The 25870-nt window shown below is 61.7% G+C and carries 25 protein-coding genes; 16 read left to right on the top strand and 9 right to left on the bottom strand.

Going from position 1 to position 25870, the window contains the following annotated elements; translation table 11 throughout:
• Nucleotides 1–6 precede the first annotated feature (6 nt).
• Both pcaC and pcaD read right to left on the bottom strand, forming a co-directional pair.
• A complete protein-coding gene (gene pcaC / locus AB4Z25_RS22345) occupies nt 7–411 on the bottom strand; it encodes a 4-carboxymuconolactone decarboxylase (RefSeq protein ID WP_442209085.1) in 405 nt (134 codons plus the stop codon).
• A complete protein-coding gene (pcaD, locus tag AB4Z25_RS22340) occupies nt 408–1217 on the bottom strand; it encodes a 3-oxoadipate enol-lactonase (RefSeq protein WP_442209083.1) in 810 nt (269 codons plus the stop codon). Before pcaD ends, pcaC begins: the two co-directional genes overlap by 4 nt.
• Before the next feature lie 93 nt (nt 1218–1310).
• Here pcaD and pcaQ point away from each other — a divergent pair, with 93 nt between their 5' ends.
• Nucleotides 1311–2237, top strand: a complete 927-nt coding sequence (gene pcaQ, locus AB4Z25_RS22335; RefSeq protein ID WP_112516557.1) for a pca operon transcription factor PcaQ — start codon at nt 1311–1313, stop codon at nt 2235–2237.
• A gap of 3 nt (nt 2238–2240) precedes the next feature.
• On the opposite strand, the gene AB4Z25_RS22330 is transcribed toward pcaQ, so the two are convergent.
• Both AB4Z25_RS22330 and AB4Z25_RS22325 read right to left on the bottom strand, forming a co-directional pair.
• The gene (locus tag AB4Z25_RS22330) at nt 2241–2888 is read right to left on the bottom strand and encodes an NrsF family protein (RefSeq protein WP_442209081.1); all 648 of its coding nucleotides are present in this window, start codon (nt 2886–2888) and stop codon (nt 2241–2243) included.
• On the bottom strand, nt 2885–3466 hold the full coding sequence (locus AB4Z25_RS22325; RefSeq protein WP_442209079.1) for a sigma-70 family RNA polymerase sigma factor: 582 nt from the start codon (nt 3464–3466) through the stop codon (nt 2885–2887). Before AB4Z25_RS22325 ends, AB4Z25_RS22330 begins: the two co-directional genes overlap by 4 nt.
• Nucleotides 3467–3622: 156 nt before the next feature.
• Between AB4Z25_RS22325 and AB4Z25_RS22320 the strand changes: the two genes are divergently transcribed.
• The 3 genes from AB4Z25_RS22320 (at nt 3623) to AB4Z25_RS22310 (ending at nt 6820) form a co-directional block, all read left to right on the top strand.
• Nucleotides 3623–4405 (top strand): alpha/beta fold hydrolase, encoded by a 783-nt coding sequence (locus AB4Z25_RS22320; RefSeq protein WP_442209077.1) that lies wholly within the window; start codon nt 3623–3625, stop codon nt 4403–4405.
• Nucleotides 4406–4644: 239 nt separating this feature from the next.
• Nucleotides 4645–6573 carry a hypothetical protein gene (locus AB4Z25_RS22315; RefSeq protein ID WP_442209075.1) on the top strand — a complete coding sequence of 643 codons (1929 nt, stop codon included), beginning with the start codon at nt 4645–4647 and terminating at the stop codon, nt 6571–6573.
• A 28-nt stretch (nt 6574–6601) separates the two neighbouring features.
• The gene (locus AB4Z25_RS22310; RefSeq protein WP_112386678.1) at nt 6602–6820 is read left to right on the top strand and encodes a hypothetical protein; all 219 of its coding nucleotides are present in this window, start codon (nt 6602–6604) and stop codon (nt 6818–6820) included.
• A gap of 136 nt (nt 6821–6956) precedes the next feature.
• On the opposite strand, the gene AB4Z25_RS22305 is transcribed toward AB4Z25_RS22310, so the two are convergent.
• Nucleotides 6957–7403: a GNAT family N-acetyltransferase gene (locus AB4Z25_RS22305; RefSeq protein WP_442209072.1), complete on the bottom strand. Its 447-nt coding sequence runs from the start codon at nt 7401–7403 to the stop codon at nt 6957–6959.
• A gap of 225 nt (nt 7404–7628) precedes the next feature.
• Between AB4Z25_RS22305 and AB4Z25_RS22300 the strand changes: the two genes are divergently transcribed.
• Entirely contained in the window at nt 7629–8504 is an 876-nt protein-coding gene (locus AB4Z25_RS22300; RefSeq protein WP_442209070.1) for an NAD(P)-dependent oxidoreductase, read from the top strand.
• On the opposite strand, the gene AB4Z25_RS22295 is transcribed toward AB4Z25_RS22300, so the two are convergent.
• Together AB4Z25_RS22295 and pobA are read right to left on the bottom strand one after the other, a co-directional pair.
• Nucleotides 8501–10024: an adenylate/guanylate cyclase domain-containing protein gene (locus AB4Z25_RS22295; protein WP_442209337.1), complete on the bottom strand. Its 1524-nt coding sequence runs from the start codon at nt 10022–10024 to the stop codon at nt 8501–8503. The genes AB4Z25_RS22300 and AB4Z25_RS22295 overlap by 4 nt on opposite strands.
• Nucleotides 10025–10216: 192 nt before the next feature.
• Nucleotides 10217–11389, bottom strand: a complete 1173-nt coding sequence (pobA, locus tag AB4Z25_RS22290; RefSeq protein WP_442209069.1) for a 4-hydroxybenzoate 3-monooxygenase — start codon at nt 11387–11389, stop codon at nt 10217–10219.
• 110 nt (nt 11390–11499) lie between these two features.
• Here pobA and AB4Z25_RS22285 point away from each other — a divergent pair, with 110 nt between their 5' ends.
• Complete coding sequence (locus tag AB4Z25_RS22285; RefSeq protein ID WP_112386682.1) at nt 11500–12381, top strand: helix-turn-helix domain-containing protein; 882 nt, start codon at nt 11500–11502, stop codon at nt 12379–12381.
• Here AB4Z25_RS22285 and AB4Z25_RS22280 read toward each other — a convergent pair whose 3' ends face one another.
• The gene (locus AB4Z25_RS22280) at nt 12382–13137 is read right to left on the bottom strand and encodes an IclR family transcriptional regulator (RefSeq protein WP_442209067.1); all 756 of its coding nucleotides are present in this window, start codon (nt 13135–13137) and stop codon (nt 12382–12384) included.
• A gap of 93 nt (nt 13138–13230) precedes the next feature.
• Nucleotides 13231–14481: a diguanylate cyclase gene (locus AB4Z25_RS22275; protein WP_442209065.1), complete on the bottom strand. Its 1251-nt coding sequence runs from the start codon at nt 14479–14481 to the stop codon at nt 13231–13233.
• Between the two features lie 207 nt (nt 14482–14688).
• Here AB4Z25_RS22275 and AB4Z25_RS22270 point away from each other — a divergent pair, with 207 nt between their 5' ends.
• The 10 genes from AB4Z25_RS22270 (at nt 14689) to ligD (ending at nt 25859) form a co-directional block, all read left to right on the top strand.
• On the top strand, nt 14689–15396 hold the full coding sequence (locus AB4Z25_RS22270) for a 3-oxoacid CoA-transferase subunit A (protein WP_442209063.1): 708 nt from the start codon (nt 14689–14691) through the stop codon (nt 15394–15396).
• Nucleotides 15393–16082 (top strand): CoA transferase subunit B, encoded by a 690-nt coding sequence (locus AB4Z25_RS22265; protein WP_442209061.1) that lies wholly within the window; start codon nt 15393–15395, stop codon nt 16080–16082. Before AB4Z25_RS22270 ends, AB4Z25_RS22265 begins: the two co-directional genes overlap by 4 nt.
• A 10-nt stretch (nt 16083–16092) precedes the next feature.
• Nucleotides 16093–17298, top strand: coding sequence for a 3-oxoadipyl-CoA thiolase (gene pcaF / locus AB4Z25_RS22260; RefSeq protein ID WP_442209059.1), 1206 nt, complete (start codon nt 16093–16095; stop codon nt 17296–17298).
• 114 nt (nt 17299–17412) lie between these two features.
• Complete coding sequence (locus AB4Z25_RS22255; protein ID WP_112516569.1) at nt 17413–18207, top strand: SDR family oxidoreductase; 795 nt, start codon at nt 17413–17415, stop codon at nt 18205–18207.
• A 272-nt stretch (nt 18208–18479) separates the two neighbouring features.
• Nucleotides 18480–20633: a glycogen debranching protein GlgX gene (glgX, locus tag AB4Z25_RS22250; protein ID WP_442209057.1), complete on the top strand. Its 2154-nt coding sequence runs from the start codon at nt 18480–18482 to the stop codon at nt 20631–20633.
• A gap of 18 nt (nt 20634–20651) precedes the next feature.
• On the top strand, nt 20652–21683 hold the full coding sequence (locus tag AB4Z25_RS22245) for a DNA topoisomerase IB (protein WP_442209055.1): 1032 nt from the start codon (nt 20652–20654) through the stop codon (nt 21681–21683).
• A 288-nt stretch (nt 21684–21971) separates the two neighbouring features.
• Nucleotides 21972–22241 carry a hypothetical protein gene (locus AB4Z25_RS22240; RefSeq protein ID WP_442209053.1) on the top strand — a complete coding sequence of 90 codons (270 nt, stop codon included), beginning with the start codon at nt 21972–21974 and terminating at the stop codon, nt 22239–22241.
• Nucleotides 22242–22258: 17 nt separating this feature from the next.
• Complete coding sequence (locus AB4Z25_RS22235) at nt 22259–22489, top strand: DUF2188 domain-containing protein (protein ID WP_112386691.1); 231 nt, start codon at nt 22259–22261, stop codon at nt 22487–22489.
• 23 nt (nt 22490–22512) lie between these two features.
• The gene (gene ku, locus AB4Z25_RS22230; RefSeq protein WP_442209051.1) at nt 22513–23349 is read left to right on the top strand and encodes a non-homologous end joining protein Ku; all 837 of its coding nucleotides are present in this window, start codon (nt 22513–22515) and stop codon (nt 23347–23349) included.
• 2 nt (nt 23350–23351) lie between these two features.
• Entirely contained in the window at nt 23352–25859 is a 2508-nt protein-coding gene (ligD, locus tag AB4Z25_RS22225; RefSeq protein WP_442209049.1) for a DNA ligase D, read from the top strand.
• The last annotated feature ends 11 nt before the right edge of the window (nt 25860–25870 follow it).

Raw genomic sequence — 25870 nt, 5'->3', positions numbered from 1 at the left:
TTCCTCTTATGCCGCCTTATCAGCGTCCATCTGTTCGAAGACCTGCTTGGCAATCTTGATCGCGTGATTGGCGGCCGGAACACCGGCATAGATCGCCACATGCAGCAGCGCCTCGCAGACATCATCGCGGCTGGCGCCTGTGTTGACTGTGGCGCGCACATGCATAGCCACTTCATCGTCCTGGCCGAGAGCGGCGAGCAGCGCGATGGTGACGATCGAGCGTTCGCGCTTGGAAAGCGTTGGGCGCGACCAGACATGACCCCAAGCGGCTTCGGTGATCAGCTCCTGGAAGGGCTTGTCGAAATCCGTCGATCCGGCCTCGGCGCGGTCGACGTGGCTGTCGCCGAGCACGGCGCGGCGCGTCGCCATGCCCTGCTTGTAGCGCTCGGAGGCGCGCGAACTGTCACTCATGGGCTCTTTTCTCCATGCAATGCGAAATCGATGAATGCGCGGATGACTGACGTCAGCGCTTCGGGCTGCTCGACGCAGGGAATGTGGCCAGCATCGAGAATGATTTCGAAGCGTGCGCCGGGGATCAACTGCGCCAGCGACTTGACGAGGTCTGGCGGCGTCGAACCGTCCTGAGCGCCGACGATGCAGATCGTTGGTACGGCGATGGTCTTTGCCGCTTCGGTAAAGTCGGCGTCGCGCACGGCAGCGCAGGTCGCGGCGTAGCCGGCCACCGGCTGGCGCACCAGCATGTTGCAATAGCCGGCATAGGCGGTGTTCTCAGGGCGGCGGAATGCCGGCGTGAACCAGCGCTCCATTATCGCGTCGCACATGCTGGCGATGCCATTCTGCTCGACGGCAGCAATGCGGCTATTCCAGCTATCGGCCGTGCCGATCTTGTGCGCGGTGTCGCAGAGGATCAGCGCGCTGACGAGATCGGGACGCTGCTGGTAGAGCGACTGCGCGATCAGACCGCCGACGGACAGGCCGCAGATGATGGCCTTCTTGATATTCAGCGTTTCGAGCAGGCCGATGAGATCGGACGCGTGGTCCTCGATCGAATAGGGCGTCTGGCCGACATCGGAAAGGCCATGGCCGCGCTTGTCATAGAGCAGGATAGCGAAATCGCCTGCCAGGCGGACGACGACATCGCGCCAGATGCGGAAATCGGTGCCCAGCGAATTGGCAAAGACCAGGACCGGCTTGTCGGCGGGGCCGCCGATAACCTGATAGTGAATGGCGATGTCGTTGACGCGGGCAAACTGCACTGGAAACTCCTCCGGACAGGAAATTGAATGTTTAATCTGGTTAGGTAAAATGATATTTCGTGGCTTTCCGATAACTCCGGAGTTATGTGATCGATGATCGACAGCCGCATAAAGTTCCGCCATCTGCAAACCTTTGTCGAGGTCGCCAGGCAGAAAAGCGTGATGAAGGCGGCCGAACTGCTGCATGTCAGCCAGCCCGCGGTGACCAAGACGATCCGTGAGCTGGAGGAGGTTCTCGGCGTCGAGGTCTTCGAGCGCGACGGCCGCGGCATCAAGATCACCCGTTATGGCGAAGTATTTCTCAAGCACGCGGGCGCGGCGCTGACGGCGCTGCGTCAGGGACTGGATTCCGTCACCCAGGAGCGCGTCGGCGACGCTCCGCCGATCCGTGTCGGCGCGCTGCCGACGGTATCGACGCGCATCATGCCGCGGGCGATGGAGCTGTTTCTGAAGGAGAACACCTGGAGCCGGCTGAAGATCGTCACCGGCGAAAACGCCGTGCTTCTGGAGCAGTTGCGCGTCGGCGATCTCGACCTTGTCGTCGGCCGTCTTGCCGGGCCGGAGAAGATGACCGGCTTCTCCTTCGAGCATCTCTATTCGGAGCAGGTGGTCTTTGCCGTGCGCGCCGGCCATCCGTTGCTGAAGACCCGGCAATCGCATTTTGCGGCGCTCGCCGATTACACGGTGCTGATGCCGACGCGGGCCTCGATCATCCGCCCCTTCGTCGAGAGCTTCCTGATTGCCAACGGTGTGCCGAGCCTGCCGAACCAGATCGAGACCGTCTCGGACAGTTTCGGCCGCGCCTTCGTGCGGGCGAGCGATGCGGTCTGGATCATCTCGACCGGTGTTGTCGCCAAGGATATCGAGGATGGCGTCCTGGCGATCCTGCCGATCGACACCAGCGAGACGAAGGGGCCGGTCGGCCTGACGATGCGCACCGACGCGATCCCATCACTGCCGCTATCGATCCTGATGCAGACCATCCGCGAAGCGGCCGACGAGGTCTCGGCCAAGTCCTGAATGCTACCAGGCCAGTGCCTTACGGCCGATCAGGGCACCAAGCGTTGCGACAATGACAATCGCCAATCCGTACCAGACGGCAACGAAGAGTGCGCCGTCGTTCTTGCAGACGAAGGCATAGGCCGCTCCGCCGATCGTTCCGGCAAGGAAGCCTGCCGACAAACCGGCGCGCAGAGGCTGGGTCGGCACGCCGCGCTTCAGCACACCGAGAGCGGCAGCAAGCGCCGGAAGCGATAGAAGAACGATAGCGCCGACGCAGCTCGGCACCGCGCCGCCATGCCGGCCCAAAAGCGGAAAGCTGGAGCCATCGAGTGCCAGCCCCATGGCGAGCACCAGGAAGCCCGGAATAAGCATCATCCAGGCAGCACCGCCGCTGTCAGGCTCGCCCGCCCGGCGAACCAGCGCCAGTCCGCCACCGGCCAGAAGCAGCATCGTCGCGAACTTGAAGAGAAACGGCGCGCCGACCAGAACGGCAGGCAGATTGGGGCGGATGCCGAACAGGCCGAGCGCCAGCGCGATCGACAGCAGCAGCGAGAAACCGCCCGCCAGCATCAGCAGACGATCGAAGCGCAGGCCCTGCGACGGTTCTTCCTCGGCGGCTTCGCGCGCCAAGCTGCGGATCAAGGCGGAGGTGTCTTGGGCGGATTTCATGATTTGCCTTTTCTTGCATAGCCGGGCCCCGGATCGGCAAAGGCCGTCAGACGCTGCAGGGCGCGATGCAGGGTGACGCGGACGGCACCCTCACTGGTCTTTAATCTCTCGGCCGTTTCCCGAACAGACTGCCCCTCGATCGCCAATGACGAGACGACGTCGCGCTGGCCGGAAGAAAGGCTTGCAAGCGCCCGGTCCATGTCAGGCATGTGGCGGTCGCCCTGATCAGGCGCGGCGATCACATCGGAGAGCTCGTCCAGCGTCACGTCGCAGCGGTGGCGGGCCTCGCGGCCGCGCCTGCGCACAGCGTCGCCGATCTTGTAGCGGACGATCGCGTGCAGCCAGGGCAGGAACGGCCGGCTGTCGTCCCATCGGTCGCGCATCATATGCAGCCCGAGCAGGGCTTCCTGAACGATATCTTCCGTCTGGTCGGTCCCCATGCCGAGCCTGGCCAGCTTGCGGCCGACGAGCACGCGCAGCGTCCGCCCAATATCTTCGAGCAGCGCTTCGTAGGCTCCGGCATCGCCACGGCGGGCGGCGCGCATTGCATCCGCCCAATTGTCTTCGCGAGGGGTCATGATCGTCTTTTCGCTGTTGTCAGCGTTTCGTTACATGGACTGGTGAAAAAATTGAGGCCGTCACAAAAGCGTGATAGTGTTGCGGACCTGAAATGCCGATCGAATAGGGCTTTTGAAGCGACGTGCTTCATCACGAAACGATACGGACGTCAGATCATGAACATTTTCCAGAAAGCCGCTTTTGCTGCGGCAACATTTATCGCTGCGGTCTCTTTTGTCGGCGCCTCCTCGGCTGCCGGTGAAGCGCCGGTCAAGGCGCGCAACGTCGTGCTCGTCCACGGCGCCTATGCCGACGGCTCCAGTTGGTCGAAAGTCATCCCGCTGCTGCAGAAGGCCGGGCTGCATGTAACCGCGGTGCAGAACCCGCTCACCTCATTTGCCGACGACGTTGCCGCCACCAAGCGGGCTCTTGCCCTTCAGGACGGCCCGACCGTGCTCGTCGGCCATTCCTATGCCGGCATGGTGATCAGCGAGACGGGCGTCGATCCCAAGGTCTCGGCACTGGTCTATGTCGCCGCCCGCGCGCCCGACGCGGGTGAGGATTATCCGGCGCTTGCCGCAAAGTTCCCAGCTCCTCCCGCAAGCAAGGGCCTGGTGCATAGCGGCGGCTTCGCGCAGCTGAGCGAGGATGCTTTCGTCCATGATTTCGCGGGTGATCTGAGCAAGAAGGACGCGCTCGCGCTCTACGCCGTCCAGGGCCCGATCTCCGATACGCTGTTTTCGACCAAGACGACGCAGGCTGCGTGGAAGACAAAGCCGAGCTGGTACGCCGTTTCGAAAAGCGACCGGACGACCAATCCGGATCTCGAGCGCTTCCTTGCCAAGCGCATGAACGCCACCACCGTCGAGCTCAATTCCAGCCATGTGTCGCTGATTTCGCATCCGCGCGAGATCGCCAATCTCATCCTCGCAGCCGCCGGATATCCGGTTAAAAAATGAAGACAGCGGGGCCGGACGCGGGCTGCGTCCGGCCCCGAATAGCCGGCTCACCAACTCCCGGCTGAGCTGCGGTGGCGCGTGCGGTGCACAACAGTTGAATTTGCCCGCACATTAAGCCAAACTCATATTTCCAGGGCACTCGGCAAAAGCTTGCTTTGCCGAGCATTATTCGTATTTTTGGTTGCATTAATATCTCGCACGAAGGATGCGAATCAGGGCGGCGCAACTCAAAGGTTGAAATGGCTTTTCTCGTAGAAACGTTTGGACGTCTGCGGCTTGCCGACGCGGAAAGCAACGATATTGCTTTCCCCGAGAAAGGCCTGCTGCTCGTCGCCTATCTGCTGACACTCGAAAAGCATGCGGCGCACCGCACGATGGCTGCCGACTTTCTGTGGGGCAATGAGGACAAGGCGATCTCGCTGTCCAACCTGCGCAAGACCATCTCGCGCATCAAGGCCCGCCAGGAGCAGCTCGGCACCGAATTCCTGACATTCACCGAGAGCTCCGTCTCCCTCGATCCATCGTCGCTGAGCGCCGACTTCGTTGCGCTGCAGGCAGCAGGCGAGCCGATGGCCCGGCTGACGAAGCTGACGAAAGCGATGGGTCAGCCCTTCCTGGGGCAGGTCAATTGCCAGAGCCACGTCTTCGATGGCTGGCTGAAGGATCAGAATTACCGCCATTCCGGTGTGCTTCAGGATACGCTGAAAGCGGTTTCTTTTCCCGTCGAAACGACCGAGGAATGGGAGGTTCTAAGGAAAGCCGGGCTTCTGGTGTTCCGCGACGAGCCGAAAGACCCGGACATGCTGCGCCTGCTGCTCGATATTTTCGACGCGCAGGAAGAAGTCGAATATATCCGCGACTATATCGAGAAGCGGAAGAGCTCGATTGCGCGCGGCCTCGATGCCGTGTCGCCCGTCAACGGCAACGGCAGCAGCAAGCTGGAGGCAAGACCGGCGGGTGCCGCAGCAGGGGATGGGATCGAGGGTCTGTCACTGGAAAGGGCAGGGCGCCCGGCCATTCCCCGCCTGATGCTGCTCGCGCCGCGTAACCTCTCCAGCAATCCGCAATCGGTGATGATTGCCGCCTCGCTGATCGAGGATATCACCATCGGTTTCTGCGCCTTCAACAGTCTGCAGGTCATCGCGCCGCATTCGGCCGTACAGATCGGCCATCAGAGCGAGGACCAGACCGCATTCTTCGAACGGCACGCCGTCAACTATGTGCTGGAAACCCAGATCACCGGTTTCGACGAGGTCAAGCTCTTCGCGCAGCTGATTTTCTTCGACGACAACCAGATCGTCTGGGCCGAACGCTTCAGCCTCAATCAGGCCGATCTCTTGCGCGACAGGCGGGTGATTTCACGGCGCGTGGCGCTGTCTGTTTCCAGCGAGATCGAGCGGCATGAGGCGACACGCTCCTATCTCGAGCTCAATCCGGCCGCCTACCATCAATATCTGGTCGGCAAGCAGTATCTCGGGCGCCTGACGCTGCCCAACCTGCGCCGTGCGCGCAAGGAGATGCGCTCGGCACTGAAGGCGACGCCCGATTTCGCACCGGCGCTGAGCTCGACTGCCAGAACCTATTCGAAGGAATGGCTGCTGACGGCCCGCGGCGATATGGAGCTTCTGAAGTCGGCCGAGGAATTTGCGACCAAATCCATTGAAGCCCGCAACGATCTGGCCGATGGCTACCGCGAGTTTGGCGTCGCCAAGTTGCTGCAGGGCGCTTTCGACGACAGCGCAGAGGCGATGGAAATCGCCGAAACCCTGTCGCCGCACTATGCCGACGTCATTGCCGACCATGCCGATACGCTGGTGCATTGCTCGCGCCCCGGCATGGCGCTGCAGAAGATCGAGCGCGCAATCGAGCTCAATCCGCTGAGCCCGGATCCCTATCTCTGGACTGCGGCCGGCGCCAACTATGCGCTCGGCGAATTTTCCGCGTCGATCGACTATATCAGCCAGATGAGCGATCCCAGCCTGGCAGACAGACTTGCTGCCGCCAGCTGGGCGATGCTTGGCAACAAGGACAAGGCGCGCGTTCTGGTGCGCCGCGTCCGCGAGGCCAATCCGAACTTCGATGTCGATAAATGGTTGTCCGCCGTTCCGAGCAAGGAACAGTGGCACAAGGACCTTTATCGCGAAGGACTGAAGAAGGCAGGCTTTTAACGTCAACTCTGGAAGAGGGAATAAGAGCATGACCAAAGTTGTTGTAATCAGTGTTGAGGGTGAAAAGGGGCTCTGGGTGGCGGATCTCGGCCGTGGCACGGTCACGCCGCTGAGCGTGCCGAAGGCTGGCGCACTTGCCGAGGCTGCGGCTCTCGCCGCCAAGGGCAGTGTCATCACCAAGGGCGTCAATCTGGCCGTTGCCGTCAAGTCGGCGGATACTGTCGCGGCCGGCCACTACGACGGCTAGTCGCGCCTTAAGACAACCAGCATCAAAATCGCCGATGTGAGCAGCGAGCGGCGCTGCTCACGCAGGGTCATCGTGCCCTCTCGAGCGATATTCCACCGGCCCGCATGCGATGCGCCGGGCGATGCCAAAAAAACCGCTACTTGAGCGGCTTCGAGTAAATCCGGTGATTGGGAGATTGCCGGTAGCTGGCTGACCGGTAGTAGTCCGCGGCGACACCCTCATTTTGCGACAGCAGCCAGGTGCTCGAAAAACCGGCTGCCAGCGCTTCTTCTTCCAGCAGCTTCAGCAGCGCGGTGCCGATGCCCTTGCCTTGATGGGCAGGCATGACGGCGATCTCCGGAATATAGAGCATGCAACCGGTTGCCGCGGTGTGCGGATAGCCTATGGCAAAACCGTGAAGATCCTCGCCATCAAGCGCGCCGACCCCGAGCCAACCCGGCGTCGTCGACAGTTCCACCATCCGGGCGTTGGCCCGTTCGATCGTCCAGTGTTCGTGCCATGGCGCGGCACTATAGGCTTCGACGATGATGGCGGCGCCCTGAAGCGCCTGGTTTTTATTGATCCGCTTGAAAACGACTGTCATGGCCACTGTCTAACGAAGCACCAAGGGCGATGCTGATGAATATTATGAGCGCCGGTCCTAAACAACTGGTTGCTGTATTTTTTACCGCTCAATTGTGGTCTAAAGTTGTGAATGGTGCCGTCCTACAGGTCTTTTCCCGGTGCCGCGACAATTTGACGGAGCACTAATCTTCAAGACGACGCCATCGCCGCCTGCCATTGTCGTCTATCGGCGATTGGAGGGCACATGCGCATAGGCTTCATCGGTCTCGGGATCATGGGGACGCCCATGGCCCTCAATCTGGTGCGATCGCGGCGCGGCGTCATCGTCTGGAACCGCTCTGCGGAAAAGGCAGCCGTTCTCGAAGCTGAAGGCGCCGAAGTGGCGGCAAGCGTCGCGGCCCTTTTCGCCAGCTCTGATGTGATCATCCTGATGCTGGCGACGGATGCGGCAATCGATGCGGTTCTGCAGCGCGGAACCCCTGCCTTTGCCAGCCTTGTTGCCGGGCGCACCCTCGTTCACATGGGCACCACGGCGCCCGATTATTCGAGGGCGCTGGAATCGGATGTGCTTTCAGCCGGAGGTGCCTATGTCGAGGCGCCAGTTTCAGGTTCGCGTGTTCCAGCCGAGGCTGGCGAGCTTGTGGCCATGCTGGCCGGAGCGGCCGAAACAGTCGAAACTGTGCAGCCCTTGCTCCAGCCGCTCTGCCGCGATGCGATTGTCTGCGGCGCGGTTCCCAATGCCTTGTTGATGAAATTGGCGGTCAACATCTTCCTGATCTCGACTGTGACAGGTCTTGCCGAAGCCGCGAATTTCGCCGCCAGCCACGGCCTCGACCTGCAGCTCTTCAAGCGGATTGCCGATGGTGGCCAGATGGCGAGCGGCATTTCGAGGATCAAGAGCGCCAAGCTTGCCGAAGGCGATTTCTCGCCGCAGGCCGCGATCTCCGACGTGCTGAAGAACAATCAGCTGGTTGTCGAGGCCGCACGGCGCTTGGGGATAGCTTCACCGCTGCTCGATGTCTGCCGCGCGCTCTATGCCGAAACCGAAGAGATGGGTCTTGGAGGGCTCGACATGGCTGCCGTTATCAAGGCGATCGCGGCTCGCGCGGCGAAATCCTAGGCCGGTTTCTCACTGGGTTTTTCCACGGCCGCCAGCGCTTCCATCAGCGCCGCCTTGACCTTGCTCCTTTCGCCAGGCTCCAGCTGCGACATGTTGAGGTGGAGATCCAGACCGGCAAAATGCTCGCTCATCACCCTGGAATGACCGTCGTTGCCGAGGAGCAGGCCCTGCACCTCGTAAGGCACGATATCGCGCTGGATACCCTTCATCGTAATCGGCGCCAGCGGCACGGCTTCGACAATATCCTCCACCAGCGCATAGGTTTCATAGCTCATGACGATCTTGCCGCCCTCGGCGATTGATTGCAGCCGCGCCGCCAGATTGGCCTCGGCGCCGATGATCGTATAGTCCATGCGATCGGTGCTGCCAAAATTGCCGACATTGCAATAGCCGCTGTTGATGCCCATGCGCACGATGAAGGGCTCGGCCGTACCGTCGCGTCGCCATTTCGCCTTCAGTTCGCCGAGCCGCTGCTGCATATCGACGGCCATGCGCAGGCAGGCTTTCGCATCTTCTGCCGCGCCCTTGGTTTCGGGGTCGCCGAAGAAAACCAGGATCGCGTCGCCGATGAACTTGTCGACGGTGCCGCCATGCTTCAGCGCGATCTTCGACATCTCGGTCAGATATTCGTTCAGCATCTCCGTCAGCGCTTCCGGCTGCAGCCGCTCGGTGGTTGCGGTGAAATCCTTGATATCGGAAAAGAAGATCGTCAGCCGCTTGCGCTCGGTCTGGATGACGACGTCGCGCTGGCCGCTGAAGATGCTCTTGTAGATCTGCGGCGAGAGATAGCGCGAGATCTTCAGCGAGATGCTGGCCAGGAACTCGTTGGTGGATTCGAGATCGCGGTTGAAGGCATGCAGCACCGAGGCCTGGCGGCGCTGCATGACGATGAAGGACGCGCCAAGTACCGCGACGCAGATGAAATAGGCGAGCAGATATTTGAAGGCAAAGACATTGGCCGCAAAGGGCTGACGGATGATCACTTCCTGAATGCCTCTGACATCGCCTACCTTCCAGTCGGTCTTCGGGCTCTCCGGATGGGTGTTGTGGCAGGCGACGCAGGCAGGCCCCATCAGCACGGGCGTGACGAGACGGAAGATATTGGTGAAGCCCGAACGCTTGTTCTCCGTCATCGTCTGCTTCGGATTGGTGCGAAGCGCGGTGAGCGCATCGCTCTCGAATTTGTCCAGATCGTGCGATGCCCGGTTTTTGAAGGGAAGATCGGAGACGAAGCGGTAGGTGATATTCGCCTGCTGCTCCTTGATGACATCGCCGAGTTCCAGCGATAGCGTCGCCGGTATCGGAATGGCGCCGGGAATATTGGCGTAGTTGTGGGAGGGGACCGTCCCGTTTTCCTGGCCGGCCGCGTGGGCTGCGAGAATCCGGCCGACGACGTTGGTCGAGTAATAGGAGCGGATACTCGTGATCAGCGAGCTCATGTCCTGCGCCTGCCGGTGCACGGCATCGCGCGACAGTGTGCTGACATCAAGCCAGGCCGCAAGCGGCAGGCCGGCCAGCATGATCAGCGTCACCAGTCCGATCAGGTGCGCGTTCTTGCGCGCCGTCGATATTTCCTTTTCCCGCGTCGCCACGATCTGCCCCACCCGCTGATCGATATCAAAACCCAAGGGGTACAAGATCGGCCATCATATTTCAGTTGTCGAGCATATTCATCGGTGGGGCGCTTTCCGTGGATGGCGGAAGGCGTGTCGTCAGTAGGGCAACCCGACATAGTTTTCGGCAAGCGCCGTCGAGGCGGCTGTCGAATGGGTCAGATAATCGAGTTCGGCTTCCTGGATCCTCTGGCCGAAATCGCCGGTATCCGGGAAGCGGTGTAGCATAGTCGTCATCCACCAGGAAAAGCGAACGGCTTTCCAGACGCGCGACAGGGCGCGCTGCGAATAGGCGTCGATCCCGGCACTTGAATGCTCGGCGTAATATTCGGCGATGCCGGAGAACAGGTAATGGACGTCGCTTGCGGCGAGGTTCAGCCCCTTGGCCCCGGTCGGCGGCACGATATGGGCCGCGTCACCGGCAAGGAACAGCCGCCCGAAGCGCATCGGCTCGGCGACGAAGGAGCGCAGCGGCGCGATCGATTTCTCGAAGGACGGTGCCGTCTGCATCGCTTCGGCGTGATGCGCAGGCAGGCGGCGGCGCAGCTCGTCCCAGAAACGCTCGTCGCTCCAATCCTCGATCTTTTCGTCAAGAGGGCACTGGATGTAATAGCGGCTGCGGCTTTCCGATCGCATCGAACAAAGTGCGAAACCGCGCGGATGGTTGGCATAGACGAGCTCGTGGCTGACAGGCGCGACATCGGCTAGGATGCCGAGCCAGCCGAACGGATAGATCTTTTCGAAGGTTCGGATTGCCTTCTCCGGTACGGCCTTGCGGCTGGCGCCGTGAAAGCCGTCGCAGCCGGCGATGAAATCGCAGTCGATGCGATGGGTCACGCCGTCTTTGTCATAGGTAACGTAGGGCGCGGCACCGTCGAAATCGTGAGGCGTCACATTGGCCGCTTCGTAGATCGCCAGCGCGCCGCTCGCCTCGCGATGTTCCATCAGATCCCGGGTCAGCTCCGTCTGGCCATAGACCATGACGCGCTTGCCGCCGCTCAGCTGAAAGAGATCGATGCGATGGTCGCGGCCGTCGAAGGCGAGCGAAAAACCATCATGCGGCAAGCCCTCGGCATGCATGCGGGCGCCGGATTTCGCCCTGTCCATCAGCCCGACGGTGCCTTCCTCCAGCACGCCGGCGCGGACCCGTCCGAGGATATAGTCTTTGGTGGCGCGGTCGAGGATGACGTTGTCGATCCCGGCATCCGTCAGCAGCTGGCCGAGCAGCAGACCGGCGGGGCCCGAGCCGATAATGGCGACTTTGGTGCGCATGGTTCCTCCTTGCATCCTCTTGCCCGAATTTTGCGGAACGCGGTGGCCCGCAGCAATGGACATTTCGCGCCAGAAATTGCACTTATCGAACATGGCAGGAGGATGCGGCCATGACGAAATTCGTCCCGACCTATGAGCTCTATGGCGAGAATACCGGCAGAAATCCCGATTTCTGGCTGCATTGCGAGACGATACCCTCGCGCAGCAGCTTGCATCATTGGGAGATCAAGCTGCATCGCCATGAGAGCTTCTTTCAGATCTTGTACATCAGCGCCGGATCCGGAGATGCGATCTTTGGCGCAGAGCGGCATGAGATCACGCCCAACACGGTGATCACCGTGCCGCCGGGGCTGAACCATGGCTTCCGGTTCTCGAAGGATATCGACGGCTTCGTCATCACCGTGCTTGCCTCGCATCTGAAGGCGCTGCCGGGTGGCCGGAGCCCGCTTGGCGAATGGCTTGCCCGACCGCATCTGACGAGCCTGCACCGGGACGATCCGGACGCAGTCTATGCCGGGCAGACGCTCTCACGCCTTGGTGCCGAGTTCGCGGGACGTGGCAGTGGCCGCGCCGATCTGCTGGAAGCCTATGTGACGATCGCGCTGCAGCTGACGATGCGGCTCTCCGGCAGCGATGCCGGGCAGGCTGGCGACGAAAACGGGCGGCGGATGGAATTGCTGAACGGCCTGATCCAGCAGCATCTGAGATCCCACCGGCCGGCCGCTTTCTATGCCGGTGAGCTCGGCGTCTCCGCAACGCATCTGAACCGCATCGTTAAGGCAGCGACGGGGCAGGGTACGCATGAGATGATTGCGCATCGCCTGACCGATGAGGCCAAACGCGAGCTGGTCTTCACCTTCGGCAGTGTCCAGGAAATCAGTTACCGGCTCGGCTTTGCCGATCCCGCCTATTTCTCCCGCTTCTTCCTGAAGCAGACGGGCGAGACGCCGCGGGCCTGGCGGATTGCCGAGCGGGCGAAGCTCGGCATGTGATCAGCGCAGGACCAGGCGAAGGGCGGCCTGTGTTTCCTTCAGCAGCGGCAGATAGCGCGCTGCCATCTCCGACGCTGCAACATGAGCGGCGGGGGCGCCGATGTTCAGCGCGCAGATCAGCTGGCCGCGATCGTTTTCCACCGGCACGGCGATCGAGCACAGGCCGAGCTCCAGTTCCTGATCGATAACCGCATAGCCCTGAGCGCGGACGCGCTGGAACTCGGCGATCAGCTTTTCGGGATCGGCGATCGTGCGCGGCGTATTGGCCTTGAGATCGCTGCGGGCGAGAATGGCGCGCGCCTCGGGCTCGGGCAGGGCTGCAAGAAGAACGCGGCCCATCGAGGCGCAATAGGCGGGCAGGCGGCTCCCCGGCGTCAGGTTGATCGACATCACCCGCTTCTGCGAGGCCCGTGCGATATAGAGGATCTCGGTGCCGTCGAGCACCGAGGCCGAGGCGCTTTGCCCAGCCTTGTCCGACAGCAGGTCGAGATGCGGCTGCAGGATTGCGGGCAGCGGCGTCGCCGAGAGATAGGCGTGGCCGAGGCGCAAAACCTTCGGCGTCAACGTGAAGAACTTGCCGTCGTAATCGGCATAGCCGAGTTCGGAGAGCGTCAGCAGCGAGCGCCGGACCGTTGCGCGGTCGAGGCCGGTCAGCTTCGCGGCATCGGTAATCGACAGCCGCTGATGCATCTCTCCGAAGGCTTCGATGACCTTCAGGCCTCTCGCAAAGCCGCTGACGAAGTCCGTTTCGCGCATTCGATCCGGTCAAGTCCAGAATTTCTGTTGCTGGCTCGATCGAGCCTAGCGGTTTGCTAGCACGGCATTGCTCGCCGGCAAAGCTGGGCGGTGCTATCGGAAGTGGACTTCAAGATGCTGGCGATCTTGCGCAACGACGCGGCAGGCGGTTTCGAAGCGATCGCCGGGAATGCCCAGAGTGAATTCCGGCGGAATGCCGGTTGCGTTCGAGACGGCAAGGCTGGCGCCATCAGGTCCGAGAGAGCGGATCGTGCAATCGAATGTCGAGCGCCTGTCGTTGAAGATGATCACGCCCGCTTTGAGCACCCGGCGCCGCTCGCCGGCTTCTGATGACGAGGCCGGGGCGGAGGAAGCGCAGCGGTTCCGGCCCGCCTGCTTCGCCCGGTACATGGCGGCGTCCGCCTGCGCCAGAAGCGCGTCGATGTCCTTGGCGATGATCGACATGCCGGTTACGCCGAAGCTGGCCGTAACGCGGATCGCGTTGTCGGCAACGGGAACCGGACTGGCCTCCAACGCGCCGCGCAGCTTTTCGGCCACAGCGAGAGCCGCGTCCCGATCGGCGTGCGGCAGCAGCACCGCGAATTCTTCGCCGCCGAGCCGCCCGAGAATATCGCCGGCACGAATTTGTTCCCGGCAGGTCGCCGCAACGGCCTTCAAAACCGCATCGCCAGCCGAATGACCATAGGTGTCGTTGACCTTCTTGAAATGGTCGACATCGAGCACGATGCAGGCCGCATCATGCTGATGCCGGGTGGCAAGCGAGAGAAGGCGGCGTGCTTCCTCATTGAAGGCCCGGCGGCTGAGGACGCCCGTCAAGCTGTCGGTGGCGGCCGAGCGTAGCAGCTCGACGCGATCCATCGCGATACCGGCGATTTCTTCCAGGATGCTGAGGTCCTTGCTGCCGAAAGAACGCGGCCTGCGGTCGATGGCGCAGACCGTTCCGACCGTATGGCCGTCGCGGGTCTTCAAGGGAACGCCGGCATAGAAGCGGATATGAGCCTCGCCGGTGACCGCCGGATTGGCCGCAAAGCGCGGATCGCGCGTGGCATCCTGGACGACGATCGGCTGTTCGTCATCGACGACGTAGCGGCAGAAAGTGTCCTCCCGCGGCATCTCGTCGTTGGTCAGGCCTGAGCAGGCCTTGTACCATTGGCGGTGCGCATCGATGAACGAGACGATGCCGATATCGACGGAGAAGATCTGCTTGAGGAGACGGACGAGCCGTTCGAAGCCCTCGTCTCTTGGCGTATCGAGCATATCAAGCTCGTCAAGCGCATTGAGGCGCTCCAGCTCCCGCTGCGCCGCCTCGACCGATGATCTGCCAAATGCCCTAGCAACCGCCATTTGCCACCTCTTTTGCGAGCAAATATGCGGGCTAATTGTAAATAACGGGTAATGTTTCCAAACCACATCATATAATCATCGGTGCGATATACGAACAAATATCAAATATCGCACAATTAGCTTGCCTGACCCAAGGTCCCGGATTTATCCGTAGCAGTCAGATCGAGGCGAATGAGCCTCGCGATGCCAGGCGAGGAGATATCCGGCATGGACAAGACAATCCGGAGCGCGGCGGATGCCGTTTCCGAAATCGGCGATGGCGCCGTCGTCATGATAGGCGGTTTCGGCGGGTCGGGTGCGCCGATCGAGCTCATTCATGCGCTGATCGACAAGGGGCCGAAGAACCTGACGGTGATCAACAACAACGCGGGCAATGGCCGGATCGGTATTGCGGCGATGATCGATGCCGGGATGGTCAGGAAGATGATCTGCTCCTTCCCGCGCTCGTCCGATCCGCGGGCCTTCACCGACAAGTATCTGGCGGGCGAGATCGAGCTTGAGCTGGTGCCGCAGGGCACGCTTGCCGAGCGCATCCGCGCCGGCGGCGCCGGGATCCCGGCCTTCTATACGCCGACCACCTTTGGCACCGAGCTTGCCGAGGGTAAGCCGATCGCCGAGTTCGACGGGCGGAAATATGTGCAGGAGCGCTGGCTGAAAGCCGACTTTGCGATCGTTAAGGCGCATCTCGGCGATACCCATGGCAACCTCACCTACAACAAGGCGGGCCGTAACTTTAACCCGCTGATGTGCATGGCGGCGGGCAAGACCGTCGCCCAGGTGTCGAGATTGGTGCCTGCTGGCAGTATCGATCCGGAACAGGTGGTGACACCCGGGATCTTCGTCGACGGCGTCGTCGAGATCGCCAATCCGCAACAGGAAGAAGAGCTCATTCGAGCCGGAGTGGCTTACGTATGACTGTTGACACACGCGAAGACATCAAGCTTTCGAACGCCCAGATCGCCTGGCGCGCCGCTCAGGACATTACCGACGGTGCCTATGTCAACCTCGGCATCGGCTTCCCGGAGATGGTTGCCCGCTATCAGCCGGAGGGCCGCGAGGCGATCTTCCATACCGAAAACGGCATCCTGAATTTTGGCGAGGCACCAGCTGCGGGCGAAGAGGACTGGGATCTGATCAATGCCGGCAAGAAGGCGGTGACGCTTAAGCCGGGTGCGGCCTTCTTCCATCACGCCGACAGCTTCGCCATGGTGCGCGGCGGTCATCTCGATATCGCGATCCTCGGCGCCTATCAGGTCTCTGAAAACGGCGATCTCGCCAATTGGCGGGTCGGCTCGAAGGGCGTGCCTGCCGTTGGCGGCGCCATGGATCTGGTGCACGGCGCCAAGCAGGTCTGCGTCATCACCGAGCATGTCACCAAGAACGGCGAGCCGAAACTTGTCGAAACATGCACCTTCCCGCTGACCGGCGTCGGCTGCATCACCCGCGTCTATACGAGCCATGCGGTCATCGACATTGTCGAAGGCCGGTTCGTGCTGCGCGAAAAGCTGGCCGCCATGAGTGTTGAGGAACTGCAGGCAATGACCGGCGCCAAGCTGCATGTCGATGGCCCAGTCGCCGATCTCACCGTGCCCGAACTCTGAGGACTGACCGATGGCTGACGCTTTCATCTGCGACTACATCCGCACCCCGATCGGCCGCTTCGGCGGCTCGCTCTCCTCCGTCCGCGCCGATGATCTGGGCGCCGTGCCGCTGAAAGCGCTGATGGAGCGCAACGCTTCCGTCGATTGGGAGGCCGTCGATGACGTCGTCTTCGGCTGCGCCAACCAGGCCGGCGAGGACAACCGCAATGTGGCGCGCATGTCGCTGCTGCTGGCCGGTCTGCCGCTCGGCGTATCAGGCACGACGATCAACCGGCTCTGCGGATCCGGCATGGATGCCGTCATCACGGCAGCCCGGGCGATCCGTTCCGGTGAAGCAGAGCTGATGATTGCCGGTGGCGTCGAAAGCATGTCGCGGGCACCGTTCGTCATGCCGAAGGCCGATACGGCTTTCTCGCGCAATGCCGAGATCTACGACACGACCATCGGCTGGCGCTTCGTCAATCCGCTGATGAAGAAGCAATATGGCGTCGAATCCATGCCTGAGACCGGCGAGAACGTTGCCGAGGATTACAAGGTCAGCCGCGAGGATCAGGATGCCTTCGCGGTCCGCTCGCAGGCCAAGGCCGCGGCATCGCAGGAAAGCGGCCGGTTGGCCAAGGAAATCACCGCCGTCAACATTCCACAGCGCAAGGGCGATGCCGTTGTCGTCGACCGGGACGAGCATCCGCGTGCAACCTCGATCGAAGCGCTCGCCAAGCTCGGCACACCCTTCAAGAAGGAAGGCGGGACGGTCACCGCGGGCAATGCCTCCGGCGTCAACGACGGCGCGGCAGCCCTGATCATCGCCTCGGAAGCGGCGGCGAAGAAATACGGTCTCAGGCCGATCGCCCGCATTCTCGGCGGGGCCGCCGCCGGTGTGCCGCCGCGCATCATGGGGATCGGCCCCGTCCCCGCTTCCCGCAGGCTGATGGCGCGTCTTGGGATGAGCCAGGAGCAGTTCGATGTCATCGAGCTCAACGAAGCCTTCGCCTCGCAGGGGCTGGCCGTGCTACGCGAACTCGGGATTGCCGATGACGATGCCCGCGTCAATCGCAACGGCGGGGCGATCGCGCTCGGGCATCCGCTCGGCATGTCGGGCGCCCGCATCACCGGCACGGCGGCGCTGGAGCTTGCCGAAACCGGCGGCCGCTATTCGCTTTCGACCATGTGCATCGGCGTCGGGCAGGGGATTGCGGTGGCGCTCGAGCGGGTCTGAGCGCCAAGGGTTATCGTACAAATTCTCGTGTCCGGCATTGCAGTTGCCGGACGCAGCCTGCTAAGACTCCTGCATCTCATTACCATGCAATTGTTTTAGGGAGGCTTTGTAGCCATGGCTGATCTTGCTCAATCACTCGCGTCCATCAAGTTGCCGGATCTGGCCGGCAAGGCCGTGCTCATCACCGGCGCCTCGACCGGTATCGGCGCAGCGCTCGCCCGCGCCTTCGCGGCGCAGGGCATGAAGGTCGGCATTCATTACAATGCCAGCCGCGAACCGGCCGAAAAGCTCGCCGAGGAAATCCGCGCCACCGGCGCCACCGTGCATCTCGTGCATGGCGACGTGTCGAAAGAGGGCGAGACGGAGCGCGTCGTCGAAGAAACGGCAAAGACCTTCGGCCATCTCGATGGCCTGATCAACAATGCCGGCGGCATGCTCGGCCGCAAGCCCACCGCCGAATATACCGACGAGCACTACGATAACGTCATGAACCTTAATGCACGCTCGGTCCTCGCTGCCGTGCGCGCCGCCCATCCGTGGCTGAAGAAGCAGGGCGGTTTCATCATCAACACCACCTCGATCGCCGCCCGCAATGGCGGCGGCAACGGCGCGATCCTATATGCGGCATCCAAGGGCTTCGTCTCGACGATTACCCGCGGCCACGCCAAGGAGTTCGTCGGCGATCGCATCCGCGTCAATGCGGTGGCGCCCGGCGTTATCGCCACGCCGTTCCACGAGCGCTATACCAATGACGAGCAGATGGAGATGCAGCGCAAGTCGATCCCGATGGGTTTTGTCGGGACCTCGGAAGATTGCGTCGGCGCCTATCTCTTCCTCGCTTCGCCGACCCTGTCTGGCTACATCACCGGCCAGATCATCGAAGTGAACGGCGGCCAGCTGATGCCGTAATCCGGCATTTTTTCTCCCCGATATTTTGCACTGCACAAGGGAACCTTCGGGTTCCCTTGACGTTTCGGAGACGGGGGAAAGGCGATCGCCGTTCCTTGTTATTTGAGACGGATGATCATGTTCAAGCCAAGCCACTCCAATCGCTGTGCCGGGCAACGCTGCCGGACGCAGTGCTTTGCCGTGTCTGATTGGTGAACTGCCCATCCGCCTCGTCGCTGCCGCGGCAGCGAAAACCGTACAATGAAGCGACATAAAGGATGGGCGACACAAAGATGAGCTATTCGTTCTCGGAACTCGATTTCCTCAAGCCGGAGCTTGGTGCGGAATATACCGGATCCGGGACGCATTTCGCCGTCTACTCCGCCCATGCCGAACAGATGGAGCTCTGCCTGTTCTCCGCCGACGGCAAGAAGGAGGAGGCGAGGCTGGCGCTGCCCAAGCGCGAGGGCGACATCTGGTCGGGCTATATCGCTGGCGTCGGGCCGGGAACGGTCTATGGCTATCGCGCCCACGGCCCTTACGATCCGAAAAACGGCCATCGTTTCAATCCCAACAAGCTGCTGCTCGATCCCTATGCCAAGCAGGTGAAAGGCGATCTGAAATGGGATGATGCTCTCTACGGATATGCGATCGGCAAGGACGATCTGTCCTTCGACGAACGCGACAGCGCGCCCTTCATGGTCAAGGGCGTCGTCCAGGATCCGGATTTCGACTGGGATGGCGACCAGGCGATCCGCAGGCCATGGACGGAAACCATCGTCTACGAGGCGCATGTACGCGGTATGACGATGACGCATCCAAAGGTGCCCGATCATCTGCGCGGCACGTTCCTCGGCATGGCGAGCGATCCGATCATCGATCAGCTGACCAAGCTCGGCATTTCCGCCATCGAACTTCTGCCGATCCAGTTCTTCCCGAACGACCGGTATCTCGAAGAGAAGAACCTGACCAATTACTGGGGCTACCAGACGCTCGGCTTCTTCGCGCCGCAGTCGCGCTACATGTCGAGCGACAAGATCACCGAGATCAAGACGATGGTGCGCAAGTTCCATGCGGCCGGCATCGAAGTGATCATGGACGTGGTCTACAATCACACCGCCGAAGGCAGCGAACGCGGCCCGACACTCTCCTTCCGCGGCCTCGATAATGCCAGCTACTACATTCTCTCGCCAGACGATGCGCGCCATACGTTCGATACGACGGGCACCGGCAACACGCTGAACATTGCCAACCCGATGGTGATGCGCATGGTGCTCGACAGCCTGCGCTACTGGGTCGGCGTCATGCATATCGACGGCTTCCGCTTCGATCTCGCGAGCACGCTCGGCCGCCAGGATCTGGAATTCGACCGTGCCGGCATCTTCTTCAGCGCCATCCGCCAGGACCCGATGCTGGCAGGCGTCAAGCTGATCGCCGAACCGTGGGATGTCGGCGAGGGCGGATATCAGGTCGGCGGCTTCCCGCATCCGTTCCGCGAGTGGAACGACAAGTTCCGCGACGATGTCCGGCGTTTCTGGAAGGGCGATGGCGGTCTGGTCTCCAGCCTGTCGCAGCGCATCACCGGCTCGTCGGTGCAGTTCAATCATTCCGATCGCGGCGCAACGTCTTCGGTCAACCTGCTGGCTGCCCATGACGGCTTCACGCTGATGGATACGGTGTCCTTCAACGACAAGCACAATGAAGCGAATGGCGAGGACAACAATGACGGCCATTCCGACAATCATTCCGACAATATGGGCGCCGAAGGCGCCACCGACGATCAGGGCATCAACGACAACCGCGCGCGGCGCCGCCGCAACATGATGGCGACGCTGATGCTGTCGCAGGGCGTGCCGATGATCGTCGCCGGCGATGAGGTCGGCAACAGCCAGCATGGCAACAACAATGCCTATTGCCAGGACAACGAGATCGGCTGGATCGACTGGAGCGGTCTCGACGATCCGTTCCTGAGTTTCTGCCAGAAGATGATCGGCTTCCGCAAAGCCCATCCCGAGCTCAGGCAGGAGCGCTTCCTGACCGGCGAAACCAGCGAGGATGGCCGGACCGAGATCGCCTGGTTCAAGCCCGACGGCAGCTTCATGGATGATGGCGCCTGGAACGATGGCGAGCTGCGCGTGCTCGGGGTCTATCTGTCGCGCAGCGTCAGCGCACCCGAAAACGAGGACATGCAGGGCCTCTACATGCTCTTCAACGCCGGTGGCGATTGCGAGATCAATCTGCCGGAGGTGAACGGCGTCAAGGAATGGCAACGCCTCGTCGAGACCGGAGCAGACGATGCCTTCGAGGTCATCAACGCCGAGAATCCGTTCACGCTCTATCGCGAAAGCATCGCTGTGTTCGCGCCGAAAGGCGCCACCGAGCCGCCCAAGGATGCCGATACCGCCGAGCGCCGGCGCTGGTTCAGTTTCGGCCGCAAGAAGAAGTGACAGGCCCAGAACAAAGCGATGAATGCGGACGCGATAACTGAGCTCGGACTGACCTATGTGAACGATACCGAACCGGGTATCTGCCGCAGCCGGAAGGGCAAGGGCTTTTCCTACCGTCTGCCGGATGGTTCGCTGGTCTCCGATCCGGATCAGAAGAAGCGCATCGCATCGCTTGGTCTGCCGCCCGCCTATGAGGGTGTCTGGATCTGCCTGCAGGAAAACGGCCACCTGCAGGCAACCGGCTACGACGCGCGCGGGCGCAAGCAGTACCGTTATCACAAGGACTGGAACAGCTTCCGCAGCGTCGAGAAATTCCATCAGCTGATCGAATTCGGCCAGGCGCTGCCGAAGATTCGCCGGCAGGCATTGCGTGATCTCGATACCGGGGCTGACGATGTCAGGGGCGTGCTTGCAGCCCTGACGACGTTGCTCGATGAAGCGCATCTGCGCGTTGGCAATCAGGCCTATGTCAGGGAGAATGGCACCTATGGCGCAACGACGCTACTCAAGCGCCACATCAAGCTGAACGACGGCAGGATAGAGCTCAAATTTCGGGCGAAGGGCGGCAAACGCGTGCAGCGCAGCCTCAAGCATCCGAGGTTGCAGAAAATCCTTGAAGAGATTGCCGATCTGCCAGGCCGCCAGCTTTTTGTCTGGAAGGACGAGGCAGGATCGCTGAAGCCCGTCGAGTCCGGCAGGCTCAACGCCTATCTGGCCGAAATTTCCGGCATCGCGATTTCCGCCAAGACCTTTCGTACCTGGGCGGGCTCGCTTGCCGGGTTCGGCGCGGCACGCGGCGCAATCCTCGATGGCCGCCACCCAACTGTGAAAGAGATGGCGGAGGCCTCGGCCGAAGTATTGCACAACACGCCGGCCATCTCGCGCTCCAGCTATATCCACCCGCGCATCATCGCTCTTTCGGACCGCGGCAGCGCGTTGGCGGAAGAACTGCCGGAGCCGGCAGAGCCGCTGCGCGGTCTTCGCGCCGAGGAAAACCGCCTGCTCGATTTCCTGATGCGCGAAGCGGGCATCACGCCCTCATCAAGATGATGAAAAACGCCCGCGCTCAGGAGCGCGGGCTTCTCAAGGTAACAGGAGGTCTTATCAAGCAGCCGCTTCTGAAAGACGGCCTTCCTCGATCTACTCGCCGCGCCGATGTCGCAGTAAATACGCGCTCCACTCGGTGCGGTCGCAGAAGTAGAACCGCTCAAGCGCCAGATCGTTCCTGAAATGCGGCGCGCGATCTGCAAACTTGGCTTTAAAGCGGCGGCCGCGGAACAAATTCTCTTACATCTCGTTGAAAAGCTTGATCGGAAGTCATTCTGAAAGGGCGCTCCCATGCCGAATGTCCGCAAAGCCGCTGATAAGGACCGAAAGTTCGATCCTCGTGACCGGTTGATCGTCGCTCTCTACGCGCAGCTGAAGGCCGAGCGGGAGACGCGCGAGACGCTCGAATGGGTCATCCGCAATGGCGGATTGTCGGACGCGGTGCTGGAAGCGATCGCCTCCGATCCCGTCAGGCCGGTGACCAGCGACGAGATCGCATCGGTCGAAAAGATCATAGCTTTGGATGAGCGCCGCAAAGGTGCGCCACAAGACTACGACTGAAGAAAGAGGAGCTGAAGATGGTGGATATTACATATCAGATCGTGCCGCATGACGAAGGCTGGGCCTACAAGCTCGGCGAAACCATTTCCGAGACCTATGCCACGGCCGAGGAAGCCGCTGACCGCGCGCGAAGTGCTGCGTCGCGGCAGAAGATCGGGGCTGGCGATGCCACGCTTGCCTATCCGTCGCCGGATGGCGGCTGGCAGTTTCAACCCCTGGAAACGGACAAGAGCGGAAGCAGGCTCTGACGGGACAAGCGTAGGAGAGTGACATGGCGGCGCGGGCAAGCTGGAAAGGCCATCTGAAGATCGGCGACCTTGTCTGCGCCGTCGGTCTCTACACCGCCATTTCATCGTCGGACCGCTTGTCCTTCAATATCATCAACCGGAAGACCGGCCATCGCGTCGAGCGGCAGTTCGTCGATAGCGAAACCGGAAAGCCCGTGGACCGCGAGGACCAGGTGAAGGGCTACCGGATGGACAATGGCAATTACATCGTCATCGAAGGTGACGAGATCGCCAGCGTCATGCCGGAGAGCGACAAGGTGATGGGCGTCCAGAGCTTCATCCCGCTGGAGGAGATCGATAAGCTCTATTTCGACCGTCCTTACTATCTTGCGCCAGTCGAAGATCATGATGCCGAAGCGCTCGGCCTGATCATGCGCAGCATGCGGGACAACAAGGTCGCAGCGCTCGCCCAGGCCGTATTGTTCCGCCGCAACCGGACACTGTTGATCCGCGCGCAGGGCGATCACGTCATCGCCACCATGCTCAATTTCGACTACGAAGTCCGCTCCGCCGAGACAGTCTTCAAGGACATTCCCGATATCAAATTTGACAAGGAAATGCTGGAGCTTGCCGGCCACATCATCGGCACCAAGAAGGGCAGCTTCAATCCGGCCGAATACGAGGACCGCTACGAGGCGGCACTGACCGAACTCGTGAAAGCCAAGATCGAGGGCCGGGAGCCGCCGAAGCGCAAGCCGAAGCCGGAGGGCAAGGTCGTCGATCTCATGGAGGCGCTGCGCCAAAGCGCCAAGATCGGCGGCAAATCCGGATCTGGTAAGCCTGCCGCCAGCGCATCCAGCCGCCGCAAGAAGGCGAGCTGACGATGGCGCTCGAAACCTATCAGCAGAAGCGCGACTTCAAGGCCACTCCCGAACCGCGCGGCGCAAAAGGCAAGAGCAAGGGCAACAGCTTCGTCATCCAGAAACACGACGCGACGCGGCTGCACTACGATTTCCGGCTGGAGATGGATGGGGTGCTGAAGAGTTGGGCGGTGACGCGCGGCCCGAGCCTGAACCCCGATGACAAGCGGCTGGCCGTCCATGTCGAGGATCACCCGCTCTCCTATGGCGATTTCGAAGGCGTCATTCCGAAAGGCCAATATGGTGGCGGCACCGTCATCGTCTGGGATCAGGGAACCTGGACGCCGCTGTACAATGCGAAGAAAGCCTATCGAAAAGGCCATATCGAATTCGAGCTCGACGGCGAAAAGCTGAAGGGTCGCTGGCATCTCGTCCGCATGCATGGCAAGCCGGGCGAAAAGCGCGAGAACTGGCTGCTGATCAAGGGCGAGGACGCCGAAGCCCGCCATGGCCGCGAGGACATCCTCAAGAAGCGTCCGGAATCGGCCAAGAGCGGCCGGACGATCGAACAGGTCGCCAAGAACCCTGATGATACCTGGAATTCAAAGCCGAATGGCCGGAAGGCGGCAGCCAGGCCTGCGACCAAAGCCAAGGCGAAGCCGCAGGCTCACCAATGGCCGAAGGGTACGCGAAAGGCGGCGATGCCCGATTTCGTCGAGCCGGTGCTTGCCAAGCTGAAGCCGCGTCCTCCGGCCGGTGACGGCTGGATCCACGAGATCAAGTTCGACGGTTACCGCCTGCAGATCCGTATCCGCGACGGGAATGTGGCTATGCTGACCCGCACCGGCCTGGACTGGACGGAGAAATTCGGGGAAGAGATCGCCGCCGCCTTTGGCGAACTGCCTGTCGAGACTGCGCTGATCGACGGCGAGCTGGTCGTCGAACGCGAGAATGGCGCCTCCGACTTCTCGGCGCTCCAGCACGATCTGAGCGAGGGGCGTAGCGACCGCTTCTCCTTCTATGCCTTCGACCTGATCCATCTCGATGGCCATGATCTACGGCATGCAGCGCTGATCGACCGCAAGGCGCTGCTGGAAAAGCTGCTGCCGGCGGGGAGCAGCAAGCTGCGCTACAGCGACCATTTCAACGAGAATGGCGGCCTGGTTCTAGACCACGCCTGCCAGCTCAGCCTGGAAGGCGTCATCTCCAAGGGTCGCGACAGCAAGTATGTGTCGGGCCGCACCGGCGACTGGATCAAATCCAAATGCGTCAAGCGCCAGGAATTCGTCATTGGCGGGTATGTGCCCTCGACCTCGATGAAGAGCGCGATCGGCTCGCTCGCCATGGGCTATTATGACAAGGGCAAGCTGAAGCATATCGGGCGGGTCGGCACCGGATATACCGTGAAGCTCTCGCACGATCTCTACACTCAGCTCTCCAAGATCGAGCAAGCCAACAGCCCTTTCGACGGCAAGCTGACGGCCGAGGAGCGCCGCGGGCTGGTGTTCGTCAAGCCTGATAAGGTTGCCGAGGTTGAGTTTGGCGCCTGGTCGGCCGATGGTAATCTCCGCCATGCGGCCTTCCGCGGTCTGCGCGAGGACAAGGCAGCAAAGGATGTGGGGCGCGAAATGGGTGGAACTGCTGCAAAAGAACTGCCGGTATCGAGCGTGACGCTGACGCATCCCGATCGCATCTACTGGCCTGACGAGGGCATCACCAAGGCCGGGCTGGCGGATTACTACGCCCATGTCTGGGAACTGATGAAACCGTTCGTCGTCAACCGGCCGCTCTCGCTGCTGCGCCTGCCCGATGGCATAGCAGGCAAGCAGCGCTTCTTCCAGAAACACGCCTGGAAGGGCATGAACGAACATATCGAAGAGATCGTCGACCCCAAGGATCGCAGCGGCGAGAAGCTGCTGCGGATCAGGGATTTCGACGGGCTCGTCGCGCTGGTGCAGTCGGCCGTCCTGGAGATCCACCCCTGGGGCGCGACGACCGCCAAATGGGAAAAGCCCGATATGGTGACCATGGATCTCGATCCGGCCGATGATGTGCCATGGGACGCGGTGATATCGGCGGCGCATGAGATCAAGGCGCTCATGGAAGGCGAGGGGCTGGCTGCCTTCGTCAAGACCTCGGGCGGCAAGGGGCTGCATGTCGTGGCGCCGCTGGCGCCGAAGGCGGGCTGGACCGAAGTGAAAGCCTTCGCCAAATGGATCGCCGACACGATGGAAGCCTCCGACCCATCCCGCTACATCGCCAAGGCGACAAAGGCCGAACGAACGGGCAAGATCTTCATCGACTATCTGCGCAACGGCCGCGGCAACACCGCCGTCGCGCCTTATTCGGCCCGCGCCCGCAAAGGCGCGCCGGTCTCAATGCCCATCGATTGGAGCGAGCTGACAGGTGAAATCGGCCCCGCCTATTTCACCGTCGACAACACGCCGGCGAGGGTCAACGCGCTGTCAAGCGACCCCTGGGCCGATTTCTTCGATGCAGCGAGGCCTCTCGAAAAGAAGAAGCGGTCCTGAAACGTCAGGAT

Origin of the sequence: Rhizobium sp. RAF36, assembly GCF_052114105.1 — a bacterium.
Taxonomy (GTDB): domain Bacteria; phylum Pseudomonadota; class Alphaproteobacteria; order Rhizobiales; family Rhizobiaceae; genus Rhizobium.
This window is presented reverse-complemented; position numbering and strand designations above follow the sequence as displayed.

Coding starts and splice junctions, on each gene's coding strand:
- AB4Z25_RS22315 (WP_442209075.1), top strand. CDS start 4,645: ATGGCTTTTCTCGTAGAAACGTTTGGACGTCTGCGGCTTGCCGACGCG.
- AB4Z25_RS22320 (WP_442209077.1), top strand. CDS start 3,623: ATGAACATTTTCCAGAAAGCCGCTTTTGCTGCGGCAACATTTATCGCT.
- AB4Z25_RS22270 (WP_442209063.1), top strand. CDS start 14,689: ATGGACAAGACAATCCGGAGCGCGGCGGATGCCGTTTCCGAAATCGGC.
- pcaC (WP_442209085.1), bottom strand. CDS start 411: ATGAGTGACAGTTCGCGCGCCTCCGAGCGCTACAAGCAGGGCATGGCG.
- AB4Z25_RS22235 (WP_112386691.1), top strand. CDS start 22,259: ATGGTGGATATTACATATCAGATCGTGCCGCATGACGAAGGCTGGGCC.
- pcaQ (WP_112516557.1), top strand. CDS start 1,311: ATGATCGACAGCCGCATAAAGTTCCGCCATCTGCAAACCTTTGTCGAG.
- AB4Z25_RS22240 (WP_442209053.1), top strand. CDS start 21,972: ATGCCGAATGTCCGCAAAGCCGCTGATAAGGACCGAAAGTTCGATCCT.
- pcaF (WP_442209059.1), top strand. CDS start 16,093: ATGGCTGACGCTTTCATCTGCGACTACATCCGCACCCCGATCGGCCGC.
- AB4Z25_RS22265 (WP_442209061.1), top strand. CDS start 15,393: ATGACTGTTGACACACGCGAAGACATCAAGCTTTCGAACGCCCAGATC.
- AB4Z25_RS22275 (WP_442209065.1), bottom strand. CDS start 14,481: ATGGCGGTTGCTAGGGCATTTGGCAGATCATCGGTCGAGGCGGCGCAG.
- AB4Z25_RS22310 (WP_112386678.1), top strand. CDS start 6,602: ATGACCAAAGTTGTTGTAATCAGTGTTGAGGGTGAAAAGGGGCTCTGG.
- AB4Z25_RS22280 (WP_442209067.1), bottom strand. CDS start 13,137: ATGCGCGAAACGGACTTCGTCAGCGGCTTTGCGAGAGGCCTGAAGGTC.
- glgX (WP_442209057.1), top strand. CDS start 18,480: ATGAGCTATTCGTTCTCGGAACTCGATTTCCTCAAGCCGGAGCTTGGT.
- AB4Z25_RS22295 (WP_442209337.1), bottom strand. CDS start 10,024: ATGCTGGCCGGCCTGCCGCTTGCGGCCTGGCTTGATGTCAGCACACTG.
- ku (WP_442209051.1), top strand. CDS start 22,513: ATGGCGGCGCGGGCAAGCTGGAAAGGCCATCTGAAGATCGGCGACCTT.
- AB4Z25_RS22285 (WP_112386682.1), top strand. CDS start 11,500: ATGACGAAATTCGTCCCGACCTATGAGCTCTATGGCGAGAATACCGGC.
- AB4Z25_RS22255 (WP_112516569.1), top strand. CDS start 17,413: ATGGCTGATCTTGCTCAATCACTCGCGTCCATCAAGTTGCCGGATCTG.
- pobA (WP_442209069.1), bottom strand. CDS start 11,389: ATGCGCACCAAAGTCGCCATTATCGGCTCGGGCCCCGCCGGTCTGCTG.
- AB4Z25_RS22325 (WP_442209079.1), bottom strand. CDS start 3,466: ATGACCCCTCGCGAAGACAATTGGGCGGATGCAATGCGCGCCGCCCGC.
- AB4Z25_RS22330 (WP_442209081.1), bottom strand. CDS start 2,888: ATGAAATCCGCCCAAGACACCTCCGCCTTGATCCGCAGCTTGGCGCGC.
- AB4Z25_RS22305 (WP_442209072.1), bottom strand. CDS start 7,403: ATGACAGTCGTTTTCAAGCGGATCAATAAAAACCAGGCGCTTCAGGGC.
- ligD (WP_442209049.1), top strand. CDS start 23,352: ATGGCGCTCGAAACCTATCAGCAGAAGCGCGACTTCAAGGCCACTCCC.
- AB4Z25_RS22300 (WP_442209070.1), top strand. CDS start 7,629: ATGCGCATAGGCTTCATCGGTCTCGGGATCATGGGGACGCCCATGGCC.
- AB4Z25_RS22245 (WP_442209055.1), top strand. CDS start 20,652: ATGAATGCGGACGCGATAACTGAGCTCGGACTGACCTATGTGAACGAT.